The sequence below is a fragment of the Rhodococcus sp. 14-2483-1-2 genome (genome assembly GCF_002259405.1).
Classification (GTDB): Bacteria; Actinomycetota; Actinomycetes; order Mycobacteriales; family Mycobacteriaceae; genus Rhodococcoides.
The window spans coordinates 122,986-146,647 of the sequence record NZ_NPFW01000006.1 but is presented as its reverse complement, the minus strand read 5'-3'; the positions used below and the strand labels follow the sequence as shown (position 1 = coordinate 146,647).

At 66.0% G+C, this 23,662-nt stretch carries 5 protein-coding genes; all 5 read right to left on the bottom strand.

Translation table 11 applies throughout. The features are described 5' to 3' along the window. Window positions 1-40: 40 nt before the first annotated feature. From CH295_RS04220 to CH295_RS04200, 5 genes are read right to left on the bottom strand one after another with little or no spacing between them, the layout of a single operon-like run. Entirely contained in the window at window positions 41-9,499 is a 9,459-nt protein-coding gene (locus tag CH295_RS04220) for a non-ribosomal peptide synthetase (RefSeq protein WP_094739865.1), read from the bottom strand. After that, entirely contained in the window at window positions 9,492-19,073 is a 9,582-nt protein-coding gene (locus tag CH295_RS04215) for a non-ribosomal peptide synthetase (RefSeq protein ID WP_094739864.1), read from the bottom strand. Before CH295_RS04215 ends, CH295_RS04220 begins: the two co-directional genes overlap by 8 nt. Before the next feature lie 54 nt (window positions 19,074-19,127). Next, window positions 19,128-20,915, bottom strand: coding sequence for an ABC transporter ATP-binding protein (locus CH295_RS04210; protein WP_094739863.1), 1,788 nt, complete (start codon window positions 20,913-20,915; stop codon window positions 19,128-19,130). Beyond that, complete coding sequence (locus CH295_RS04205; RefSeq protein WP_252341899.1) at window positions 20,912-22,645, bottom strand: ABC transporter ATP-binding protein; 1,734 nt, start codon at window positions 22,643-22,645, stop codon at window positions 20,912-20,914. Before CH295_RS04205 ends, CH295_RS04210 begins: the two co-directional genes overlap by 4 nt. Further along, window positions 22,642-23,586 carry a methionyl-tRNA formyltransferase gene (locus CH295_RS04200; protein ID WP_094739862.1) on the bottom strand — a complete coding sequence of 315 codons (945 nt, stop codon included), beginning with the start codon at window positions 23,584-23,586 and terminating at the stop codon, window positions 22,642-22,644. Before CH295_RS04200 ends, CH295_RS04205 begins: the two co-directional genes overlap by 4 nt. Window positions 23,587-23,662 lie beyond the last annotated feature (76 nt).

The window sequence follows — 23,662 nt, the reverse complement described above, 5'->3', positions numbered from 1 at the left end:
TTCGTAGTCGATCGTGGATGGTCGAACGTGTCGAAGGGGGTCATCTACTCCTCTCGAGGATGTACTGGGCGACGGCAGGGCCGATGGCATTCCATCCGCGTGCCTGCCCGAGTGCGAGGTGCGGCAGATCATAGGGATCCACCCGAAGTTCACCGCGGATTCGCTCCCGCCACAACGTCTCTCGTTGCGCACCGAAGTCGGGATCGAGCCCTTCGGTGGCGGACACGAGGAGTGCGTCGCCGTCGAACGGTGCGGGGTCTGCCGAGGCCGTCAACCGGAGGTGGCGTACGTGAGCCGACACGAGTCGCTCTCTGGTGGTGTCGTCGAGCGCACCGAGGAGCGAGTCGCTGCGTACGTAGGCCGCGATGTCCTCGCGCTGGGACTCCATCTGCTCCTGTGCCGGTGCGTCGGACGGAACGATGAACGAATCCAGCAGCACGAGCGACGCAACGGTCTCACCCGCAGCGTGGAGCCGTGCGGCCACCTCGTGGGCGATCTGGCCGCCGAACGACCACCCGAGCAGATGATAGGGGCCGGAGGGCGACACCTCGCGCATTCGGCGGTACTGGTCGTCGACCAGGGCGTCGAACGTGTCGAGTTCGATCTCGCCATCGGACAGGTACGGATCCTGCAGTGCCACTACCGAAGTGGGAGCGGGAAGGAAACGCACCAGGCCCATGTACGACCACGCCAGGCCACCTGCGGGCTGGAAGCAGAACACCGTGTTCGGCCCTGCGTCGCGCAGCCGCAACACCGGATCGAGCATCGTTCCGGATTCCGATCCCGACGCGGCGGTTTCGGCGAGTGCGGCAGGCGTCGGCCGGGCGTAGACGTCTCGAACTCCGACGGATCGGCCGAGCACGGACTCGAGTCGACGCGTCAGGCGGACGACGAGCAGCGAGTGCCCGCCGAGTGCGAAGAAGTCGTCGTCACGGCCTACCCGCGTGGTTCCGAGAATCTCGACGAAGATGTCTGCGATCGCTTGTTCGAGTGCGTTTTCCGCGTCGGCCGAATCTGCCGCCGCGGCATCCCACTCCGGTGCAGGCAGTGCACGGGTGTCCAACTTGCCGTTGACGGTCAGTGGTACATCGTCGACCACCGTGATGGCGGACGGAACCATGTACGCGGGAAGCTGCTGACGCAGAGCGGCTTTGACGATCGCAACGTCGATCGCGGCACCCTTCTCGGGGACGATGTACGCGGCCAGTGCGCGATCTCCGGCCGAACCGGTCACGGCGACGACCGCAGCGCGAGCGACACGATCCTGCGCGGTCAAGACGTTCGAGATCTCGGCCGGCTCGATGCGATGACCGCGAATCTTGACCTGATCGTCGGCTCGCCCGAGGTAGTCGAGTGTGCCGTCGGGGCGACGCCTCGTCAGATCACCGGTCCGGTACATCCGTGCACCAGGTGCACCGAACGGGCAGGCGACGAAACGGTCCGAGGTCATGGACGGCATCGCGAAGTATCCCCGTGCCAATCCCGCTCCGGCCAAATACAATTCGCCGACTGCACCGATGGGTGCCGGTGACAGAGTGGAATCGAGTACGTACGCCGCGGTGTTCGCGATCGGTCGCCCGAGGCTCGGCCGCTCGGTGTCGGCGACATCGGCACCGAGTGCGTTGATCGTGTATTCGGTCGGCCCGTAGAGGTTGTAGCCGTCCACACCGGGGGCGGAGCGCAACGCATCCCACAGACCGTCTCCGACGGCCTCCCCGCCGAGCGAGACGAACACCACGCCCGTCGCTCCGGAATCGACCGACCCGGATGCCGAATCCCGGCAACGCTCGCGGTCCAGCAGTCCTTGATCGACGAGATGTTCTCCGTACGTGGGCGTCACGTCGAATGCATCGATCCGGTGCTCGTCGTAGTACTCGAGCAGTTGTTCCGGGTCGCGTCGCAGATCCTCGTCGATCACGTGCACCTCGTGGCCCGCGAGCAGCCACAGCAGCTGCTCCCAGGAGGCGTCGAACGAGAACGACGTGGTGTGCGCAATCCTGATCCGTCGGCCGCCCTGACGGAGAAGAACCGGCTCGAAGATGGCGGCCTCGTGGTTGTAGAACATGTTCGTCAGACCTCGGTACGGCACGGCCACACCCTTGGGGCGCCCGGTGGAGCCGGACGTGAAGATGACGTAGGCGAGTTGGTCGAGATCGGTGTGTGCGCCGCGATCGTCGTCGGTCACGGCCGCGCCGGATGCGTCGTCGATCGCCTCACGCGACAGATCCAGAAGCACCGTGCTCGGCGCAGTCCGAAGATGCTCGGGAAGCCGATCGACGAGAGACGAATCCGTCAGGATCACCGCGGGTTGGGACACCGCGAGCATGTGACCGATCCGGTCCTGCGGGTGTTCGGGGTCGATCGGCACGTACGCACTGTGTGCCGCGAACACCGCGAACAACGCGACCACCATGTCCTCGGATCGGGGGAGCAACAACGCAACCCGACGGTCCGGCCCCGCTCCGAGCGACAGCAGGACACGGGCGGTTCGGTTCGCTCGCTCGACCAGCTGTGCATAGGTCATGACGGTGTCGCCTGCACGAACCGCGGGAAACGATGCAGAACTCTCGGCCTGGCGCAGCAGAAGGTCGTAGACGGACAACTCCGGGACAGCACGCGCCGTGTCGTTGAAACGGTGCACCAGCAGGTCGCGTTGCGCGTCGGTGAGTGGGTCGCAGCGTGCGACGAGACCGTCGACGTTCTTCGTGATCGCGTCGAGCGTCCGGGTGAAGGTGTCGATCCACTCGCGTACCGTCACTTCGTCGACGACGTCCTCCTGGAACATCACCCGCAGCCCGGCAGTCGGGGCCGAGGTGGACCCGGCGTCCGGGTCGACGACTATCGACAGCGGGTAGTGCGTCGCGTCGCGCAGCGTCACGTTCTCGACGCGCACCCGGCTGCCCGGCGGACCGAACGGTGTTTCCGGTGAGATCACCGGGGTGTTCTGGAAGACGAACAGTGTGTCGAACAGTGCGCGGTGTCCCGACATCTGCAGCAGCGCCGACAGGGTGACGTACGGGTGCGTCAGATGAAGTAGCTTGTCCTGCTGGGCTTTCTGCAGCATCTCGGTCACCGTGTGCGACGGGTTCGAGGTGAATCGTGTGGGAAGAGTGTTGAACAGCAACCCGATCGTGGTGTCGATTCCGTCGATCTCGGGTGGGCGTCCCGACACCACCGATCCGAAGAGCACGTCGTCGGTGCCCAGAATGCGACGCAGTGTCATTCCCCACGCCGCCTCGAACACCGTCGAGAGGGTGACGCCCGCGGTGGCAGCGACCTCGAGCAGACCCTGGGACACCACGGGATCCACGGTCACGCGTAGGTCCCGAGAGTTCGACGACGACGTCGCACCGAGCGATCGGCGGCGCGGAGCGACGAGGGTGGGCTCGTCTATCCCTCCGAGATATCTCTGCCATTCTCTCTCGGCGGCGGGCAGGTCCTGTCGAGAGAGCCACGCCAGGTAAGTGCCGAAAGATGCTGTGGATCTGCTGCGTTCGACCTCCTCGTCGGTGTAGCTGTCGAGGACGGACATCAGGAATCGCCAGATCGACCACCCGTCGAGCAGAATGTGCTCCGCCGTGAAGACGAGATGATGATGGGTCGGTCCGTCGGACAGAAGACCGAAGCGAAGAAGCGGCGGGTTCGAGGCGTCGAACGGTATCGACGCCTGTTCGCGGGCGAACCCGTCGACATCACTGCCGGTGCGGTACGTCCACGGAACATCGAACGTCTCCGGAACCACCTGCACTGCGCGATCACCGATCTCGGCGAAACCCACTGCAACGTTGGGGAATTTGTCGATCGATGCCCTCGCTGCCGCGGCGAGGCGGTCTCGATCGATGTGTCCCGACAGCTCGACCACGGTCTGCGAGACGTAGACGTCCGCCTCGCCCTCGCTCCCGGCGAGCAGGTGAAACAACAGGCCGGTCTGGAGGGGCGAGAGCGGCCACACGTGCCGCACCGGTCCGAAACTCCGCCGCAACCGAGCCGCATCCATGTCCGACAGCAGGGGAACGAGGTCCGCCGAATCCCCGTTGCGCCGCGCATCGGTGAGCGCGGTCCGCAAGTGTGAGGCCCAGGTTCGAGCGGCATCCGCTACCGGTAGGCCGCCGAGAGCCCGGTCCGCCGCCGTCACACGAGCGCGGATCGACGAGCCCGTCGTCAACGCGAACGTCGGTGCAGAGCTGCGCATCTCCGTGAACTGTGGAGATCGGCCGATGACGAGAGCGACGGTTGCTCGTGGCATCTCCTCGAACACACCGACCGTGTGTTCGCTCGTGTATGCGGCCACGTCGTAGGTCGACGGGTCCGGATCGTCCCTGTGCGCATTCAGGAATTCGTCGATGCTCCTCTGGGCATCCGCCGAACTCAGGGAGAACGGATACCTTCTGCGCAGATGCCCGATCGTACGAGCGTGTCCATCCCGGTCGGGTTCGTCGATCTCGACCAACCACGCCTCGCCGGCACCGAGATCGGTGAGAGTGCGCGCCAGGGCGATCAGTGCGGCAGCGCGGGTGCGGTCGGTATCGAGCGCATCCGCGGTGTCCAGCGCATCCGCGGTGTCCCACACGTCTGCATCGGCCGTTCCAGGTTCTCCGGCCGGGAACTCGGTGACGGTGGCTTCCAGCACGTCGTCGCCGAAGTCCAGCCAGGCTTCTGCATGCTCGACGATCCCGAGATCCGTCGCACGAGAATCCAACTCGCGCAGGTAGTCCGCGAAGTCGAGCGTCGAGTCCACCGCGACGGGTGGCCACGATTCGGCATCGACGAACAACGGATGGGCGCGTAGTACGGTGCCGGACTCGGATTCGGTTGCGGTGACCGGTCTCGAGCCGACGTCGATGGTCCCATCGAGCGGGCGTGCGATGGCATCGTCCACCGAGGCGATCGCGATGTGCCGCCCACCGTCGCCGTCGCGAACGAGGGTCATCCGCAGAGCGTCGAATTCCGCCATCAGTCGGTAGGCGGTGGCCGGCGACCCGCCCGGCACCGTCCATTCGACACAGGCGTCGTCCGAGATTCCGGCATCGAGCATCCTCAGTTGCGCCGGTGCGAGCCGGGCGGTGCCGGACGATCCTGGGGTGGTCGGTACAGCGATCTCGGCCACCACGAGTCGCGGATGACGAGTGCCCTGCACGAGGACGGCGTGGACCCCGGAGAGCAGCGTCCGCGCGGTCGTCTCGGTGAAGAGGTCGCGGTCGTACACGAGGGTGAGCGAGCGTCGGCCGTCGGCGGTGAACCCGATTCCGAACGTCAGGTCGAACTTCGCAGCCAGCGATCCGCCCCCGAAAGCCGAACGGGTGCCGACGTGTCCGAAGTTCGGACGGATCGGGCGATCGTCGACGTCCGCGATCATGACTTGGAACAACGGGTTGACACCCGGTGTCCGCGGCGGGTCGAGGGTCGCGACGACTGCTTCGAACGGCACGTCGCGGTGGTCGTACGCCTCCAGATCGCTCGAGCGCACTCGATCGACCAACTCGGTGAACGTCAGCGCGTCGTCGACCGATGCCGAGAGCACGACAGTATTGACGAAAAAGCCCACCGTGCTTGCCAACTGTGCATCATTGCGACTGTCCACCGCGGTGCCGATCGGGACGATGTCACCGGAACCTCTGGCTCGCAACACCATTGCGACGGCAGTGTGCAGCAGTACGAGTGGGGTGACCGCATTTTCGCTCGTGGATCGATCGATGGCGTCCGACAGTTCGTCGGACAACGGAACGGTCACCAGTTCTCCGGTGCCGCCGGCGTCGGCCCTGCGCTCGAAGTCGTGCGGGAGCGCAGTGACCGGAGGAACGTGGCCGAGTCGCTCGACCCAGAAGTCGAGGTCGGACCGATCGGTTGCGGTCTCACGCTGCCACCGCGCGAACTGCGCGTACGTCGCGGCGGTGTGCGTCGTCGACGGCAGTGGGTCTGCGGCGTTGCCGAGAGAGCGCCCGTACGCCGCGGCGAGCTCGTCGACCAGAATCTTCACCGACTCCTGATCGCACGCGATGTGGTGCAGCGTGATGCGTAATCGGGTTGCGTCGCAGGACAGCCGAATCGGCAGCTCGGACTGCAGATCGATGGGCGTCGGCACCGTGACTGTCGGTTCGACGCGGAACTTGTCGGCTGCCTCGTCGACCGACAGAACGTGTTGGGTCCAGTCGCCCGAACCGGCCGGATACACGGTGCGCAGAATGGGATGTCGCGCAACGAGTTCCACGCCGGCTCGGTGCAGGGCGACGGGGTCGAGAGGCTCGTCCGGTTCGAGATCGAGCGTGAGCAGATACGCCGTGGACGGGCCGGACAGGCTCTCCAGGAACAGTAGTTGTTCCTGCCCGAACGACACGGGTGCCCCGTCGGCGTCCGAATGGTCACCTGGCCTGCCGACCTGAGCACCTGCAGTGAAATCGATTGCTGCGCCGAGTGAGGCGACCGTCCGATGATCGAACAACACGGGCAAACCGACGCGGACACCGAACTCGGCGTGCAGTGCAACCGCCAGTCGTAGCGCCATCAGCGAATGACCGCCGAGAGAGAAGAAGTCGTCGGAAACACCGATGTTCGGCACGGACAGCACCGCCGCGAAGACCAGGCACAGACGCTTCTCGATCTCGGTGCGAGGAGCGTCGCGACCCGCGGGGTTCGCTGTCGGTTCCGGGAGCGCTCTGCGGTCGAGCTTGCCGTTCGCGGTGACGGGGACGTCGTCGAGGATGGTCATGTACGTGGGGACCATGTACTCGGGGAGCTTGCTCTGTAACCACGACGTCAGGACCGTCTGCAGCTGTTCGCGATCGATGCCTTCGCGATCCGTGGGGATCGCGTACGCACTCAGCACGTCTCCCGACTCTCGGTGCAGGACGGTGACCGCGGCGTAGCGCACCGAGGGGTGGTCGGACAGTGCCGATTCGATGTCTTCCAATTCCAACCGCATGCCGCGAATCTTGACCTGGTTGTCGGCCCGACCGAGGAAGTCGAGTGAGCCGTCCGACCGCCACCGGGCGAGGTCGCCGGTCCGGTACATCGCCGAGCCGTCGGCTGCGAACGGGTTGCCCACGAATCGTGCCGCGGTCAGCGCCGACGCGTTGCGGTATCCGCGTCCGAGCAGCGCCCCTGCTGCGTAGAGTTCGCCGCCGCACCCGATCGGGACCGGGCGAAGTCGTGAATCGAGAACGTAGAGTTGAGTGTTGGGGTTCGGTCGACCGATGGAAGTGGCGATTCGGTCGTCCGCGTCGTGGTAGATCACATGGGAGACACCGATGGTCGCCTCGGCCGGCCCATAACCGTGGTAGAGGGTCGTGTCCAGTCGATCCCGAAAGCGGGAGAACAGGTCAGGGGTGAGGACCTCTCCGCCGCACCAGACGTGCCGCAACCCGGACAGGGCGTTGTCGGTGTCGAGGTGCAGCAGTGACTCGAGCATCGACGACACCAGGTAGACGAACGTCACGCGTTCGCGGGCGATGGTGTCGAGGAGATAGAACGGGTCCCGCTCGCCGCCGTCCTTCGCGACGACGACGCGGCCACCGCACACCAGCGGCAGCAGGATCTCGTTGATCGAGATGTCGAATGCCAACGGTGCCTTGAACAGTGCCGCGTCGTCCGCGCCGAAACCGAGGATGTCCGTCCGCTGCCAGTTCAGGCGTTCGGAGATCGCACCGTGTCGAATCATGGCACCCTTGGGTCGGCCGGTGGATCCCGACGTGAAGATGACGTAGGCCAGCCGATCGGCCGTGAGAGCCTCGAACTCGCAACGGACCGCCGGGTGATCGAACTGCCAGTCGTCGAGGTTCACGACCGTCTCGTTCGGCACGACGGAGGAATCGTCGAGGTGCGCCGAATCAGGATGCGAGAGAACGACTCGTGTGCCGGAATCGGTGAGTACGCGTTCTCGTCGGTCCCGTGGCCAGGACGGGTCCAACGGTACGAACGCGCCGCCTGCCCGCAGGACGGCCAGCAGAGAGATCACCATTTCCGCCGAGCGCGGCATGCTCAGGGCCACGACGTCCTCGGCGCGAAGGCCGTTCGCGACGAGCGTGGACGCCAGCTGCTCGACCATCGCGGCGGCACGCTCGTAGGTGATGTGGCGCGTACCGTCGACGATGGCGATGCTGCCGGGACGATCACGCGCGCGCTCGGCGAACATGTCGGGTACCGGGGTGCGGTCGATCACGGAGTCGGTGTCGTTGAAGGCGTGGACGATCCGTGATCCGGTCGGTTCGTCGACCAACGTCAGTTCGCTGATCGGCAGATCGGGTGCGGCGCCGATCGCGGCCAGTAGAACGGCCAGTGCGTCGAAGCGCGTGTCGATATCGGAGGCACTGGCGCGGTCCCCTCGCATCTGAACCGTGACGGGCGCGGACGGCCCGATGCAGGTCAGAACGAACTCGAGGTCGTTGAACGGCCCTACGCTCAGTGCCTGTCCCGACCAGCCGATACCGTGCGAATCGACCTCCCCGACAATGATGTTCGCGCCAGGACCGAACGAGCGTCCGGCTGTGCTCGGCTGTCCGAGCGCGCGATCGCGGATCATGTCCTCGCCGCGGTAGCGGCGGTGGGGATGCGATTCGGCCAGCGAACTCCTGATCTTTCGTGCGACGTCGGCGACGCTGTCGAGCGGCTCGATACGCACCGTCAACGGATGAGTCGTCGAGACGGTGCACGGTTCGGAGCGCAACAGGTCCGTGGTCCGTGCAGCGGTGGGCAACGTCAGGGTCACGTCTCGTTCTCCCGACCAGCGGTGCACGAACGCCGCGTAGACGGCGAGATAGACGTGCGCCGGCCGTACCCGAGCGGATTCGGCGAGGCCGCCAAGCGCACCGACCAGATGGGCGGGCAGGTCCGTCCTTCTCTCGTACACCGACCCGGTGGGGGCTGCAGGCATCGGTAGCAACGTGATCGGAGGTGCGGCCGCTGCGAGCCGCGTGCGCCAGAACTCGCGGTCGCGCAGGAACTGCTCGGACTCCCGGTACGAAACATCCTCGGCCACAGCACTGTCGGCGAGCCAGGGGCTGCGGTCCGTGTCGCCGTGGACGTACGTGTCGGTGACAGCGGTCGCGAGCAGCACCGCACCCGCAGCGTCGAGAACGATGTGGTGTGCGCGGAAGTACCACACGTGACCGTTGTCGCTCGACACCAGTACCGAGCTCATCAGCTGATCGAATTCGAGATCGAGCGGGGTGCTCAGATCCTTCGCGGCGAGGACCGCCGTCGTCGCTACTGCATCCTGTCCACGTCCGTCGACCAGCGTGGTGACGATTCGAGCGTCGGACGAGATGCGGACGGGCCTGCCGTCGTGATCGGTGGTGAAGCGGGACCGTCCGCCTCGGTATCGGTCGAGGACCGAATCGATGGACGTGAGCAGTCTGTCGACGTCGAGGTCCGAGGGGAAGGAGATCTCGAAGCCGATGTTGAATGCGGCGCTGGTCGGGTCGGCCTGGTGCGCAATCCACATGTCCGTTTGTGCGGCGGACAGTGTCGTGCCGACCGAACGAGCTGCGTAGGTGGTGTCATGCACGGAGTTGAGCTCCTTCGTCGGAGGTCGGGCGGTGATGCGAGCGGATGTCCTCGGGCGACCGGCCGGCGGCCACAGCCGCCACGGCCGCGGCGAGGTCGCGCGCTGTGGTGTCGTCGCCGATCAGTGCGTGGACCGTCACCTCGACGTGTGGGCCGTCGGACGAGGCCACCGACTCGATGCGGTACCCCCGTCCCGAGGACGTGTCGAGAGGTTCGGCCGATGGTCCGTCCGGCGGCACGATACGGGCGCGCCACAACGTCTTTCGCCGTGTGTCGATCGCCAACCGCAGCCCTTCGTTGCGTTCCCGAAGCGACCGTTCGATCTCGACGAGGTCGTCGGCGGACAGCGGGCGGGCAACGGGCGTGCTGACGGTGTGCACGTGTTCGACGATCCCGGCGTTCTTCGCTGCGCGTACCCCGGTGGGCAGTGGCACCGGGGTACCCGGCGATGCCGTCGTTGTGCGTGCGGGGGAGCGGTACTGCGCGGATGCAGCGCTGCGCCGGGCGATGTCGGCCAACGTGCGGAGTTCGAACACATCGCGGACGGTGAACGTCAGACCCGTTCGAGTTGCTTTGGCGGCGAGCAGAACCGCGCTGATGCTGTCTCCGCCCGATCGGAAGAAGTCGTCGTCGAGGCCGATACGCAGGCCCAGATCGTTCTCGGCAATGTGCAGCAGTGCGCGTTCGGCATCGGTATCGGGTGCGCGATGATCACGAGCTTCGACGGCCGGCTCCGGAAGCGCGCGGCGGTCGAGCTTGCCGTTGACGGTGACGGGTATCGCACCGAGCGGGACGATCGCTGCCGGAACCATGTGCTCGGGCAGACGCTGCCGGAGTCGATCGTCGATATCTACAGGCAGAGAGCCGGATACGCGAGCCACCACGTAAGCGATGATCGAACCGTCGCGCACCACGGCTACCGCGGACTCGATGTCGGGGCATTCGTCGGTGATGGCGGCGGCAACCTCGCCGAGCTCCACCCGCTGGCCGCGAATCTTGATCTGGTCGTCGGCTCGCCCGAGAAATTCGATGTCCCCGCTGCGCCGCCACCGGGCGATGTCACCCGTGCGGTAGAGACGATCACCCGGGGACCCGTGTGGATCGGCGACGAATCGCGATGCGGTGAGGGACGGGCGCCGGTGATATCCCCGCGCGAGTTGTATCCCCGCGATGTACAGATCTCCCGCCACACCGAGAGGAACCGGCCGAAGGTGAGAGTCCAGAATGCGAATACCTGTGTTGTGCACAGGCGTTCCGATCGGGACCGAGGACCGGGGGTCCACGTCGGCGACGGTGTACGCGGTCACGTCGATCGCGGCCTCCGTCGGGCCGTACAGATTGTCCAGTCGTACGCCGGGAAGAGCTGCCCGAGCGCGACGCGCCAGATCCGGGAGCAATGCTTCACCACTGCAGATGATCCGACGAAGCGAGGTGCACGCGGACGCATCGGTGGCAGAGAGAAACGCGTCGAGCATGGGCGGGACGAAGTGGATGATGGTCACCGCTTCTTCTCGGATCACCCGGCCGATGTACTGCGGGTCACGATGCCCATCGGGCTCGGCCAGCACGGTCGATGCACCGACGGTCGCAGCGAGGAAGAATTCCCACACCGACACGTCGAAGCCCGCGGGAGTCTTCTGCAGAACCACGTCGTCGTGGCCGAGCCGGTACTCGTCCTGCATCCATCGAAGGTGTCCGACGATGGCCCGATGTGTGTTGACAACGCCTTTCGGGCGCCCCGTCGACCCCGAGGTGTAGATGACGTAGGCGGCATCGTCGGGTGCCGGGCGAACAAGCGTCGTCGACGGCATCGCGGTCGAGGAATCGAGCGGATCCACCACCGGTGTTGTGCCGTCTGCGAACTCGACGTCGCCGGGTCGGCCCACGATCGCTATCGGCCGAGCATCCTCGACGGTGAAGCGAATCCGGTCCTCGGGGTAGCTCGTGTCCAGAGGCAGATACGCCGCCCCGGAACGGATCACGGCCATGATCGAGACCAACAGTTCGAGCGATCGGGGAACGGCGACGGCGACCACCGAGCCGGGCCGCGCTCCGAACTCGGACAGTCGACGCGCGAGAGCCTCACTGCGATCGGTCAGTTCACGGAATGTCAGGTCGCTCCCGGCGAACCGAACTGCCACCGCGTCCGGGCGGTGTGCTGCACCGCCGTCGAGCAGATCGATCAGGGTGGCGTCGTCGGCCGGGAACGAGGTGTCGTTCCATTGCGCGACGGCGTCTGCCTCGGCGGCCGAGGGACCGCCCAACTCGGCGATCGAGACCGCCGGATCGGTTGCCAGAGCGGTGGCGTTGTTCACCAGCCGTTCCAGCAGAGCGAGGGCAGTGTCGTCGTCGAACACATCGGTGGCGTAGTCGATCGTCACGGCAAGGCCGTCGACGCTCTCGGCGAACTCCACGAGCACGTCGAATTTGGCGGTGTGCGTCGACACGGCCTCCGGTTCCAGTACCGAATCTCCCAGCGTCAGTTCGGAAGACCTCCGCGGTGGCACCTGGTGCACCACCATCACGTCGAACAGTGACTCGGAGCCGGATGCGGCGACCACGCGCTCGAACGGCACATGAGCGAGGTCGTATGCGTTCAGCGTTGCGCCGCGCACACGGTCGACGACGGTCCGAAGGCTCGGTGATCCGGACAGGTCGACGCGGAGGACGACGGTGTTGAGGAAGTAGCCGATGGTGTCCGGAGCGCCGGCGCGGGTGGATACCGGCAGACCGATGCAGACGTCGTCACCGGCCCCACTGCCGGCGAGGGCCACTGCAACCACGGCCGAGGTGAGCATCGGCATCGTCGTACCGGTCCGTACCGCAACGGACTTCAGGCCCGCAACTGCGCCCCGAGGCAGGTTCCGCTGCACGCTGCCCGCCGTTCGGGTGTCGGTTCGGCGGGCTCGTCTGGGCCGATCGAGGGGCAGTTCGGTCGATTCGGGTGCCCCGTTCAGTACCTGCATCCACGAGTCGAGTCCGGAATCGATGTCGACGGGTTCTTCGACGTCTGCGTACTGGGTGGCGTCGGAGTGCCACAAGGGACGGTGTCCCGCCGAGCGCGCCGAGTACGCGAAGGTCAGGTCGTCGAGCAGCACATCACGTGACCACTCGTCGAATGCGATGTGGTGCACCACGATCACGAAGTGCTCAGCGGTGGTGAATGCGCGGATCGGGATGTCGGTACCGAGGTCGAACGCCGTCCGCACGACATCGGTGACGCTCTCCTCGGTGGAGACCATGATGGTCTCGGGTACCGGCACGATCCTCGCAGTGGGCTCTCCGGCCGGACTCGGATACACCGTCCTGAGAATCTCGTGCCGCTCGACCACGTCTCGCAGCGCCGCACCGAGCGCCTCGGTGTCGACGGACTCGGATCTGCGCCACGCGAGTGGAACGTTGTAGGTCGCTCCGGTGCCACGGACGTTCCAGTCCATCCACATGCGGAACTGGCCCGGTGTGAGCGCCGATCGATCACGCCGGGCGACGTTCTCGGTCGTCCGGATGTCGCACGGCGACGAGGACTCACACAACCGGGCCACGGCGTGCACGGTTGGCTCGGACATGAACCCGCCCAGAGGAATCCGAACACCCAGTTCTCGGCGGATACGGCCGAGCACGGCGATGGCGCCCATCGAGTGACCGCCTGCAGCCAGGAAGTCGGTGGTGCGACCGACGCTGCGGATGCCCAGTGCGTCGGCGAACGCCGCCGCCACCGCCCTCTCGGTCTCGGTTCGAGCAGGCTCGTCGGCGGCCTCGACCCGAACCGGGTCGGGTAACGCACGCCGGTCGAGCTTTCCGTTCGACGTCGTCGGAAGCGAATCGAGACGCACACAGGTGGCTGGAATCATGTGTCGCGGAAGCGTGGTGGACAACGATCGGACGACGTCGCCGTCGGAGAGATCGGTACCCGCACTCGTGACCACGTATGCGATCAGCGAGCCGTCACGGACCAGCACAGCAGCATTGTCGATCCCGGGCACGGTCACCAACGCGTCCACGATCTCGCCGAGTTCGACCCGCATGCCGTTCAACTTGACCTGGTCGTCGTCACGTCCGAGGTACACCAATTCACCTGTGGCCGACCAGAGGGCGCGGTCGCCTGTGCGATACAGCCTGCGTCCGTCTCCGGAGTGCGGGTCGGCGACGAATCGCCCGGCGGTCAGGGCAGGCGCACCGGTGTAGCCACGTGCCAGCTGTACTCCACCGAGGTAGAGATCGCCGGGTGCGCCGGGTGGAACCGGTCGCAGCGCGTGATCGAGAACGTACGTGCTGGTGTTTCTCACCGGCGCTCCGATCGGCACCGACGCGGCCTCGTCGTCAAAGCGTACCCGGTGCGCCGTGACGTCGACAGCAGCTTCGGTGGGGCCGTAGAGGTTGTCCAACCTGACGTGCGGCAGTGCGTCGAGAGCCCGGCGGGCAGTGCTGCGCGGCAGAGCTTCTCCGCTGCACACGAGCAGGCGAAGTGTGGGGTTGGGCGCGTTGTCGAGGGGAGTACCGGCGAGATACTCGGTGAGCATCGACGGAACGAAATGGGCGATGGTGACCCCGGCATCGTCGATGAGGCGATGAAGATACTCGGGATCGGTGTGACCGTTGGGATCGGCGACGACCAGGGTCGCGCCGGTGATCAGGGGCAGGAAGAACTCCCACACCGACACGTCGAAACCGGCAGGCGTCTTCTGCAGAATGCGGTCGTCGATTCCGACGTCGTATCGATCGCGCATCCACTCCAGTCTGTTCACCGCCGCGCGATGAGACACCGCGGTGCCCTTCGGTTTTCCGGTGGAACCGGAGGTGTAGATGACGTAGGCCGTGTTGTCCGGTCGCAGCGGTGCGGGTACCGGCCGGGTGCCGGTGGCGGATGTGTTCGACGGGTCGAGGACGGCGACGTCGGTGAACGGAAGCGAAAGTTCGGTGCTGAGGACGACGCGTAATTCGGCATCCGCGGCAATGTATCTCAGCCGTTCCTCGGGCAACCCCGAGTCGAGCGGAAGATATGCAGCGCCCGCGCGGTGCACGGCCACCAGTGACAGCACCAGCTCGTACGAGCGCGGCACATGAACCCCCACCACGTCGTCCGGTCCGACACCTGCGTCGAGGAGCGCGCCTGCGAGTGCATCGGCATCGCGGTCGAGTTGCGCGAAATCGACCGTGTGATCACGGTGCACCACCGCAACGCGATCGGGGTGTGCGCGGATGGTGTCGGAAACGAGCTGGGGCAGAACGGATTCAGCCATCGGTGCGGGTTCACCGTGTGCCCAGGTGTCGGCCACGAGACCGGTGACGGAGGGGTCGGTGAGGGTGCGCCTCGACACCGGGACCGACAGATCGTCCGCAAGTGTGCGAAGAGCGTGGGAGAAGCTGCGCGCGTACTGTTCTGCGAGGTCCGCGTCCAGTACGGCGGTTGCATATTCGACCGAGTACGCCATCGACGATCCGCGATCGTCGACGGTGAACGTGATCGGGAACTTGGCGGTAGCGGTGCTCGGTGCCTCCCGGCGACCGTCCTGTGTGCCCAGCTGCAGGCGGGTGTCCTCGCCGGTGTCGGAGAGGAGGACCGTCATGACCGACGGAACCGTGGTGTCCGAGAGTCCGCACTGCGAGACGACGTCCTCGTACGCGAGTGCCTGGTGATCGAAGGCAGAGAGATCCGCGGATCGGACGCCGTGCAGGAATCGATCGAGAGTCTCGTCTCCGACCATCCGGGTTCGCAATATCAGCGTGTTGAGGAAACATCCGATCGAGGCGTCGAGCGCGGAATCGGTGCGTAGCGACACGGGAGCAGCCACCAGGATGTCGGTGGCACCGGTCATGGCGGACACCGCAAGTGCGGTGGCCGCGTGGCACATCATGAACAGGCTCACTCCTGCGTCGGCCGCAGCACGGCGGAGAGCATCCGCGTCTGCGGACGAGAGTGCGAAGTGAAGCGTCTCGCCGGCGTCACCCACCGCTCCGGTTCGTGCCAGCGGCGACACCGGGGGCTCGGCCAAGGTCCGCTTCCAGTGCGCGAGCATGCGCGACGCCGTGGACGTGGGGTCGTCGGACGTCCCGAGCACGTCGTGCGACCAGGAGGCGAAGTCGCCGTATTGCACTGCGAGCGTGGGTAGCTCGGGCTCTACGCCGTTCGCTCTCGCGGCGTATGCGGCTGCGAGATCGGACCGGAAGACGGATTCGGATCGGTCGTCGGTGGCGATGTGATGAAACGCGACGGTGAGGCGGTTGTTCGTCCGGTTCCACCAGGCTCGGACGGGTGGCTCCTCGGTCACGTCGAACACGATCGACTCGGGTGCCGGGGACACCTCGGTCACGTCGAGCACGGAATCGACCGTGTCGAGAACGACCGGCCGTTCGTGATCGGGGTAGACGGTTCTGAGTATCGCGTGTCGATTCACCACGTCGAGCAGAGCCGCACCGAGTGCCGTGCTGTCGATCGGGCCGTCGAACTGCCACTCGACAGGAACCGTGTACGACGCGCTGTGCGGTGCCCACTGATGCAGGGCCAGCATTCTGCGTTGTGCGTCCGACAGAACCGGTTCGGACACATCGCCTCCGGTTGTGAGCGGCACGGTCGCCGGTGCCGCATCGACGAGCCAACGAGCCAGCGCTGACGGGGTCCGGTGATCGAACACGGCACTGATGGGGACGCTCTGACCGGTGCGTCGTGCCAGCGACTGGCCGAGGCGCACCGCGAGAAGCGAGTCGCCGCCGTGGGAGAAGAAGTCGTCGTCGGCACCCACCCGATCTCGACCGAGCACATCGGCGAACGCACTGCACACCGTCGCTTCACGCGGGGTGGACGGAGCGCGGTAGTCCTCGCTTCCGGCGAGTTCCGGTTCCCCGAGCGCACGACGATCGAGCTTTCCGTTCGCAGTCAGAGGGAATGACTCCAGAACGAGAACTCCACTCGGAACCATGTATTCGGGCAGATTGTCCGCGGCCCAGGATCGAATTCGCCGCGCGTCGGTTTCGGCTCCGGCGACGGGGACCACGTATGCAGCAAGGTAGGCCGAACCCGCGGGCGTGGTGCGCACCGTGACCGCACAGTGGCGCACGTCCGGATGACCGGCGAGAACCGACTCGACGTCCTCCAGCTCGAGTCTCATCCCGCGGATCTTGACCTGGTTGTCGACGCGGCCCGCGAACTCGAGAGTGCCCTCCGGCGTCCAGCGTGCCCTGTCGCCGGTGCGGTAGAGACGGCTGCCGTTGTCGCAGAACGGGTTCGCGACGAAGCGGGACGCGGTCGACGCTGGGGCGTGAACGTAGCCGCGGCCCAGAAGGTAACCCGCTGCGTACAATTCGCCGTCGGTGCCGATCGGAAGCGGGCGAAGGTCCTCGCCCAGCACGTACAGCGCAGTGTTGGGGTTCGGTGCACCGATGGATGTGGCGATCCGGTCGGCGGTGTCGGAATACACGACGTGCGAGACGCCGATCGTCGCTTCTGCGGGCCCGTATCCGTGGTACAGGGTGGTGTCCAGTTGCGCTCTGAAGCGCGCGAACAGTGAGGGCGTGAGCACCTCACCGCCGCACCAGACGTGCCGCAGTCCAGTCAGCCGCCCCGCGCGGTCTCCAGTGGCGGAGGCGTCGATGTCGAGCAAGACGTCGAGCATCGACGACACGAGGTACACGAACGTCACGCGCTCGTTCGCGATCAGGTCGAGCAATCTGTCCGGATCGCGTTCGTCACCTGGGCCTGCGATGACCACCCGTCCACCGCTGACGAGCGGAAGCAAGAACTCGTTGACCGAGATGTCGAAGGACAGTGGTGCTTTGAACAGGGCAGCGTCGTCTCTCCGGAAGTTCAGCAGTCGATTCGTCTGCCAATCCATCCGAGCGCAGATTGCGTCGTGACGGATCATCGCGCCCTTGGGTTTTCCAGTCGATCCCGACGTGAACATGACGTACGCCAACGAAGATCCGTGGATGTCCGCCTCGGGCATCGTGTGTGCGTGGTGCGCGTGCACCCAGTTCTCGAGATCGACGGGCACCGATGCGACGGAGTCGAGCGCATCGCTGTCGAACCGGATGCACAGGAGGCCGATTCGGGCCTGCGCGGCCACATCCTCGCGCCTGGCCAGAGGCCACGACGGATCCACCGGTACGAAGGCTCCGCCCGCTGCCATCACCGCGAGGGCCGCGACGACGGTCTCGGCGGAGCGGGCGATGCCGATACCGACCGTCTGTTCCGATGTCAGTCCACGGGCGGACAATTCGGTCGCCAACTCGTCGACCCGTCGTTGCAGTTCGGCGTAGGTGATGCGGCGGGGGCCGTCCACCACCGCGACCGACTCGGAGTGCAGACGCGCGGATTCGCGAAACACGGCGGGCACCGTGCGCTCCTGCGTCGGCTCCGCCGTGTCGTTGAACGAGTGCACGACAGACTCGTATTCGGTGTCGGACAGAATGTTCGGTGCCGACACGGGAGTGTCGGAACGAAGGGCGCGAAGGAACGACCGGAGCCGATCACGGTGTACTCGCGCCGCGGCTCGCGGACCCCGTACGTCGATCACGGTGCCGAGACCCGGCTCGCTCTCGACGGCGAAGTCGATGTCGTCCACCGGACCCAGGCGGACTCCACGCATCCGAATCTGCTGATCTCCGAACGAGATCGGACTCTTCCAGACCATCATGTTGATGCTCGCGCAGTGGGTGGGCGAGCCTGCCGCTCGACCATGAGCGCGTAGTGCGTCGAGTTCGGGGACCAGCCCAGCTTCGACGTCGGACAGCCGGTCGGACGGCTCGATCGTCACGCGCATCGGATGGGTACGAGAGAGCATTCCCAGCTGCTCTCGCCGGACCGAGTTGGACCGTGTGTGCAGAGCCGTCGACACAGTGACGGTTCTGTGGCCCGACACTCGGTACACGTACATCAGGACCGCCGCGGTCAGTGTGCGCGCGTCGGCGGGTAGGTCGATGTCCGACTGTGCGAAATCCAGGGTTGAACACCCTGTTTCCGTCGGATCTGCCTTGTCCGCCAGGGCCACGGCGTTTTCGACGCGATCGGCTCGACGTGCGATCTCCTCGGAATCGATGCGCGCGTGGTCGCTACCGCGGTACTCCAGTTCCTCGTCCAGGAGCATCCTCGACGACCACGTCGGAGTCTTACCGCCGTTCCACACGTCCGCGACCGCGCGCGTGAGTGCGCGCACCGCATACGCGTCGACGACGATGTGGTGGTAGCCCTGATACCAGCGCAGGTGGCCGTCGCCCAGATCGAACACCGTGTGCGTGAACAGTGGCCCGTCGAGCGATCTGACCGTGTCGAGGTCGGATCGGATCGCCTCGTCGGCCGCGGCCGGATCACATTCGACGCGTTGGACATTCGCCGTCGGCGGTGTGAGAACCTGACGAACCTGCGACCCGTCGTCGGTGAACATCACGTGCAGGTTGTCGGCCGCGCGGAGCACCGTGTCGATGCTGTGCACCAATCGCGCCGCATCGGCGTCGGACATCTCCTTCAGGTCCACGACCCAACCGATGTTGAACTCCGCGCTGTCCGGGCGCAGCTGCTGGGCCGTCCACACGTCCAGCTGCGACGGCGTCAGGTCCAGCGATTCTCCACGGGCGCTGTGCATTCGGTGTGCTCCTCGACATTGTAGATCCGGTGGACTGTTGATCTCGGGAGTCGGTCAGCCCGGGTTCTGCACCCCGACCGCGTCCGAGCCCTTCCACGCACGCCAGAGTTGTGCGTACGGCCCACCTGCGTTCACCAGGTCTTCATGGGTGCCGTGTTCCACCACCCGCCCCGCGTCGAGGACGGCAATGGCATCGGCTGCAGCCGCTTGAGTGAGCCGGTGGGCGACGACGAGTGTCGTTCGGCCGCGCGTTGCGGCGTGCGCCGCTCGTTCGAGTGCGCGCGCTCCCGAACTGCCTGCTTCTGCCGTGGCCTCGTCGAGGACGGCGACCGGGGTATCGACCAACACGAGTCGGGCGAGTGCCAACTGTTGCTTGCGGTGAGCGGTGAGCGAATACCCGTCGTCGCCGACGACGGTGTCGATGCCGTCCGGTAGTTCGCGCACCCACGACGCCGCACCGACGACGTCGAGTGCCTTCCAGATCCTGTCGTCGTCGCGGACGTCACCGAGCGCGAGACGGAGGTCGTCGATCAACGGCCCGGCGGTGACGTGGACGTCCTGGCTCAGGATCGACACGTAGCGGCGCAGTTCCGCTGTTCCGAGATCGTGCAGCGGCACCCCGCCGATGGTCACCGTTCCCGAGTCGGGCTCGATGGATCCCGCTGCGACGAGTGCAGCGGTGGTTTTGCCGGCTCCGGTGGAACCGACCAGTGCCAGCGAGGTCCCAGCAGGCACCGTGAGGTGGATGCCGTGCAGAATTTCGTCGCCGGAGACGTACGAATACCGAACCCCGTCGAGGCTGAGCGTGTACTCCGACGGAGTGGCAACCTGTGGGCGGTCGGGTAGAGCGATGTCCACGACTCCGACGAGTCTATTCAGACTTGCACCGGCCGATTGGATTTCGTCGAACAGGAACAGGATGGTGCCGAGGGGGTTGAACAACCGGTGGAAGAGCAGCACTGCTGTGGTGACGGCACCGATCGTCACCTCGTCACGTGAGAACAGGAAGTATCCGACGACGAGCAGGATCGACAGGCCGAAGAACTCGGCTCGGTTCTCTCGGCCGACGAACCGCGTGAACAGTCGGAAGACCGAAATGGCCAGCGTGCGTGCCTGGTTCGATGCCGATTCGATCTCGGCGAGCCGCATGTTCTCGGTTCCGTATGCCCGCACCGTGCGAAGTCCGTGAATGCTGCTGGTGAGTGCTTCCGACCGGTCGCCCATCGCCGCCCTCTCGGCGGCGTACAGAGGGCCGCTCCGCGGCAGGTACCAGCGAAGCGCGAGCAGATACAGCGGCAGTGCGAGCATTCCGGCGAGACCGAGGCGGTAGTCGAGCCCGAACATGGCCACCACCGATACCGCGACGAGCAGAGCAGCCGAGATCATCGACGGGACAACGTCTCCGGCAGCACGGGTGATCCGCGCGACGTCGTCTCCGATCCGAGACAGGAGGTCGCCGCGCCCGGTTGATTCGACCGTGACGGGGGGAAGGTTCAGAACACGTTCCAGAGCCGATTCACGAAGTCCCGCAACGATGGTCTCGCCGAGGCGGGAGACGGCATAGCTCGTCCCACCGGAAAACGTTCCTGCCAGTACCGCAGCCACCGCGAGGATGGCCACGATCGGGAGGATGGACCGAGGCGTACCGCCGTCGGTCACTTCGTCCACCAGTCGACCGAGAACGAAGAACGGCACCAGAGCGGCCAGCGAGGACACGATCCCGGTCACGAGGGCACCGACGAGAGCACCGGGATGCCGACGAATCCGTGCGCCGAGCCACCGCCGGGACCGACGGGCCTCCGCGATCGGCAAGCGGTGTCGATCCTGTACGTTCGCGTTCATCGTAGAACCGCCTCTGCGTACTCGGCGTTGGTTGCGGTCAGATCGGCGTGTGTCCCGGTGTCGCTCACGTGCCCGTCGCGCAATACGACGACGACGTCTGCTGTTGCCAGCAGCGCCGGTGACGACGTGACGACGACAGTGACGTCGTCACGATCTGCCGAATGTCGCACTCCTCGAATGCCATCGGCGATGGCCTGTTCGGTCACGGCGTCCACTGCGGTGGTCGGCTCGTGCAGCACGAGCACGGGTGGACGCGCATACAGCGCTCGGGCCAGTGCCAGGCGCTGGCGCTGCCCACCGGACAGATTCTGTCCCCGGTCGTTCACTCGGTGCTCGAGTCCGTCCCGGTGCACGGTGGCAACCTGGGCGGCAGCCGAAGCCGACAGCACCGCGTCGAGGTGCCCTCGATCCGTGTCGGTTTCGAATCCCACGATGTTCTCGATCAGCGAGCCGGCGAAGAGATCGGTGGTGTGCGGCTCGGCCAGCACTCTCGTCCGGAACGACTCGCGCGAGACCTCGCGCATGGACACACCGGCGAACATCACGTCCCCCGAGTACTCGTCGGAGGCGACTTGGCCGCCGAGAACGGTGGCAAGAGCGTCTCCATCCGAGGGATCGAGCGCGATCACCGCGACGAATTCGCCTGGACGGGCGTCGATGTCGATGCCGGCAAGAGATCGAAAGGTCACGTTCCGCACCGACAAACCCGTCGGCACCGGTACCGATTCGGGTCCGTCGGACAGAAGGGAAGGGGCCGAGAGCACGGTCGACACGCGTTCTGCGGAACCGCGCGCACGCGCAACCACTGTGGGCGCGGAGGTCAGCAGGGTGAGCGGCTCGATGAGGAACTGGGCGAGACCGACCACCGCGATCAGCTCCCCGATGGAGATCCGCCCGTCGAGTGCGAACCATCCGGCCAACGATGCGACGCAGGCAGCGATCAGCGCACTCACGGTCGTCGTGACACCTCGCTGGAGCGCGAGTGACCGGACGGTGGCGAGGGCTGCGTTCAGTGCTGTTGTGCTCGCCGCGCGGTAACGAGCAGACGCGGCATGTTGGGCACCGATTCCCTGGAGAGACCGCAGGCCGACGACCAGATCACCGGCCATCGCGGTTGCCTTGGCCACGCGAGATTGCTGCTGCACCGTGCGTGCGGTGATCAGCGGCGTCGCGAGTCGGAGCAGTGCCATGAACAGGGGTGTGCCCAGTAGTACCGCGAGGCCGAGTGGGACGTCGATGACGAACAGGGCGACGGCTGTCGCGAGAACCGCAGTTGCTGCTGCTGCCATGCGCGGAAAGAGATCGAGGAACCATGCTGCCTGTTCGGCGTCGCTGCTCGACACGGTGAGCATCTCGCCGTCGGACAACGGAGTGCGCACCCCGCAGGTGGACAGGACGCGACCGGACACCTCCATGCGCACCAGGTGTGCTTCGCGCTGGAGGGCCAGGTTCAGCTGGCGCATCCCGACCTGGAACGCCGTCGTGAGTGCGACGAAGAGCACGGCCAAGGCGGCGATGGACCAGATCAATTCCACCGGACCTCCGTCTGCGATCCCGCGATCGATGATCACGCCGAGGGCCAACGGCACTGCCGTCTCCGCGATCTGGTGCGCGCACAGCAGGACAGTTCCGACTGCGAGTCGTCCTCTGTTGCGGGTCAGTGTGCGACGAACGATGCGGCGCGCGGTCAACGGTGCTGCGGGGTTCGCCTGCGCGGTGAGGGCGGTCACGGGGTGGTGGTGAGGTAGCCGCCACCGCTCGGAAAGTACTCCAGAGCAGCGTGATCGGTGCCGTCGTCGGTTCGGACGCGGTCTATGACGAGTGCCCGATTTGTGCCGCGGTGGGCATTCGGGCCCGCGACGATGGCCATGCCGTCGCCTTCACGAATGAACACTCGGCCTGGAGTGCCTCCGTAGATCCCCTGTGACACATGAGCTTCCACGACGGAAATGCGCTCGCCGCGGTAATGCGTGAACGCGTTCGGGTACGGGTCGGACATCGCTCGAATCAACCGGTCGATGTCGGTCGCGTCCCAGGACCAGTCGATCAGACTGTCGGTCTCGTGTCTCTTGTGGAAGAACGTGCGCTCCGACAGGTCTTGTGGGCGCCACCCGGCTGTGCCCGCTTCGATGCTGTCGAGTGACTCGAGGAGGACCTCGGGAATGAGATCTATCGTGGCCAGCACCAACTCCGTCGCGGTGGAACGGGGGCCGATCGGCACTGCGGCCTGAGTGAGGATGTCGCCGGTGTCGAGCTCGCCGTCCATGCGGTGGGCGGTCAGACCCACCTCGGGTGCGCCGCTGATCAGGGCCCATGCGATGGGTGAGAATCCGGTGAATTTCGGAAGGAGCGAGTCGTGAAGATTGAGCGTTCCGTGGGGCGGGTGATCGAAGATCTCCGGCGGAAGCCAGGTGCGCCAGTTGTTGGCCACGATGATGTCGGGGGCCCACCGGTGAATCCGGTCGATCAGCGCGTCGTCGGGCCGTCGGGCCAGATGTACGGGTACGTCGTGTCCGCGGGCCAGGTCCTCGACCGAGTCGGCCCAAATGCTTTCGTACGCTTGATCACTGGTGGGATGAGTTACCACGCCCACCACCTCGTGCCGCGACTCGATCAGCGCCTGGAGAGTCTTGTGACCCCAGGTCTGATAGCCGAACATCACCACTCGCATGACGAGCCTTTCCTCGGAACGGTTACATCGAACGTCGGTCACGGGAGTCCGGCCACGGCTGTTCGTGCAACCGACG

Coding starts and splice junctions, on each gene's coding strand:
- CH295_RS04210 (WP_094739863.1), bottom strand. CDS start 20,915: ATGAACGCGAACGTACAGGATCGACACCGCTTGCCGATCGCGGAGGCC.
- CH295_RS04215 (WP_094739864.1), bottom strand. CDS start 19,073: ATGCACAGCGCCCGTGGAGAATCGCTGGACCTGACGCCGTCGCAGCTG.
- CH295_RS04200 (WP_094739862.1), bottom strand. CDS start 23,586: ATGCGAGTGGTGATGTTCGGCTATCAGACCTGGGGTCACAAGACTCTC.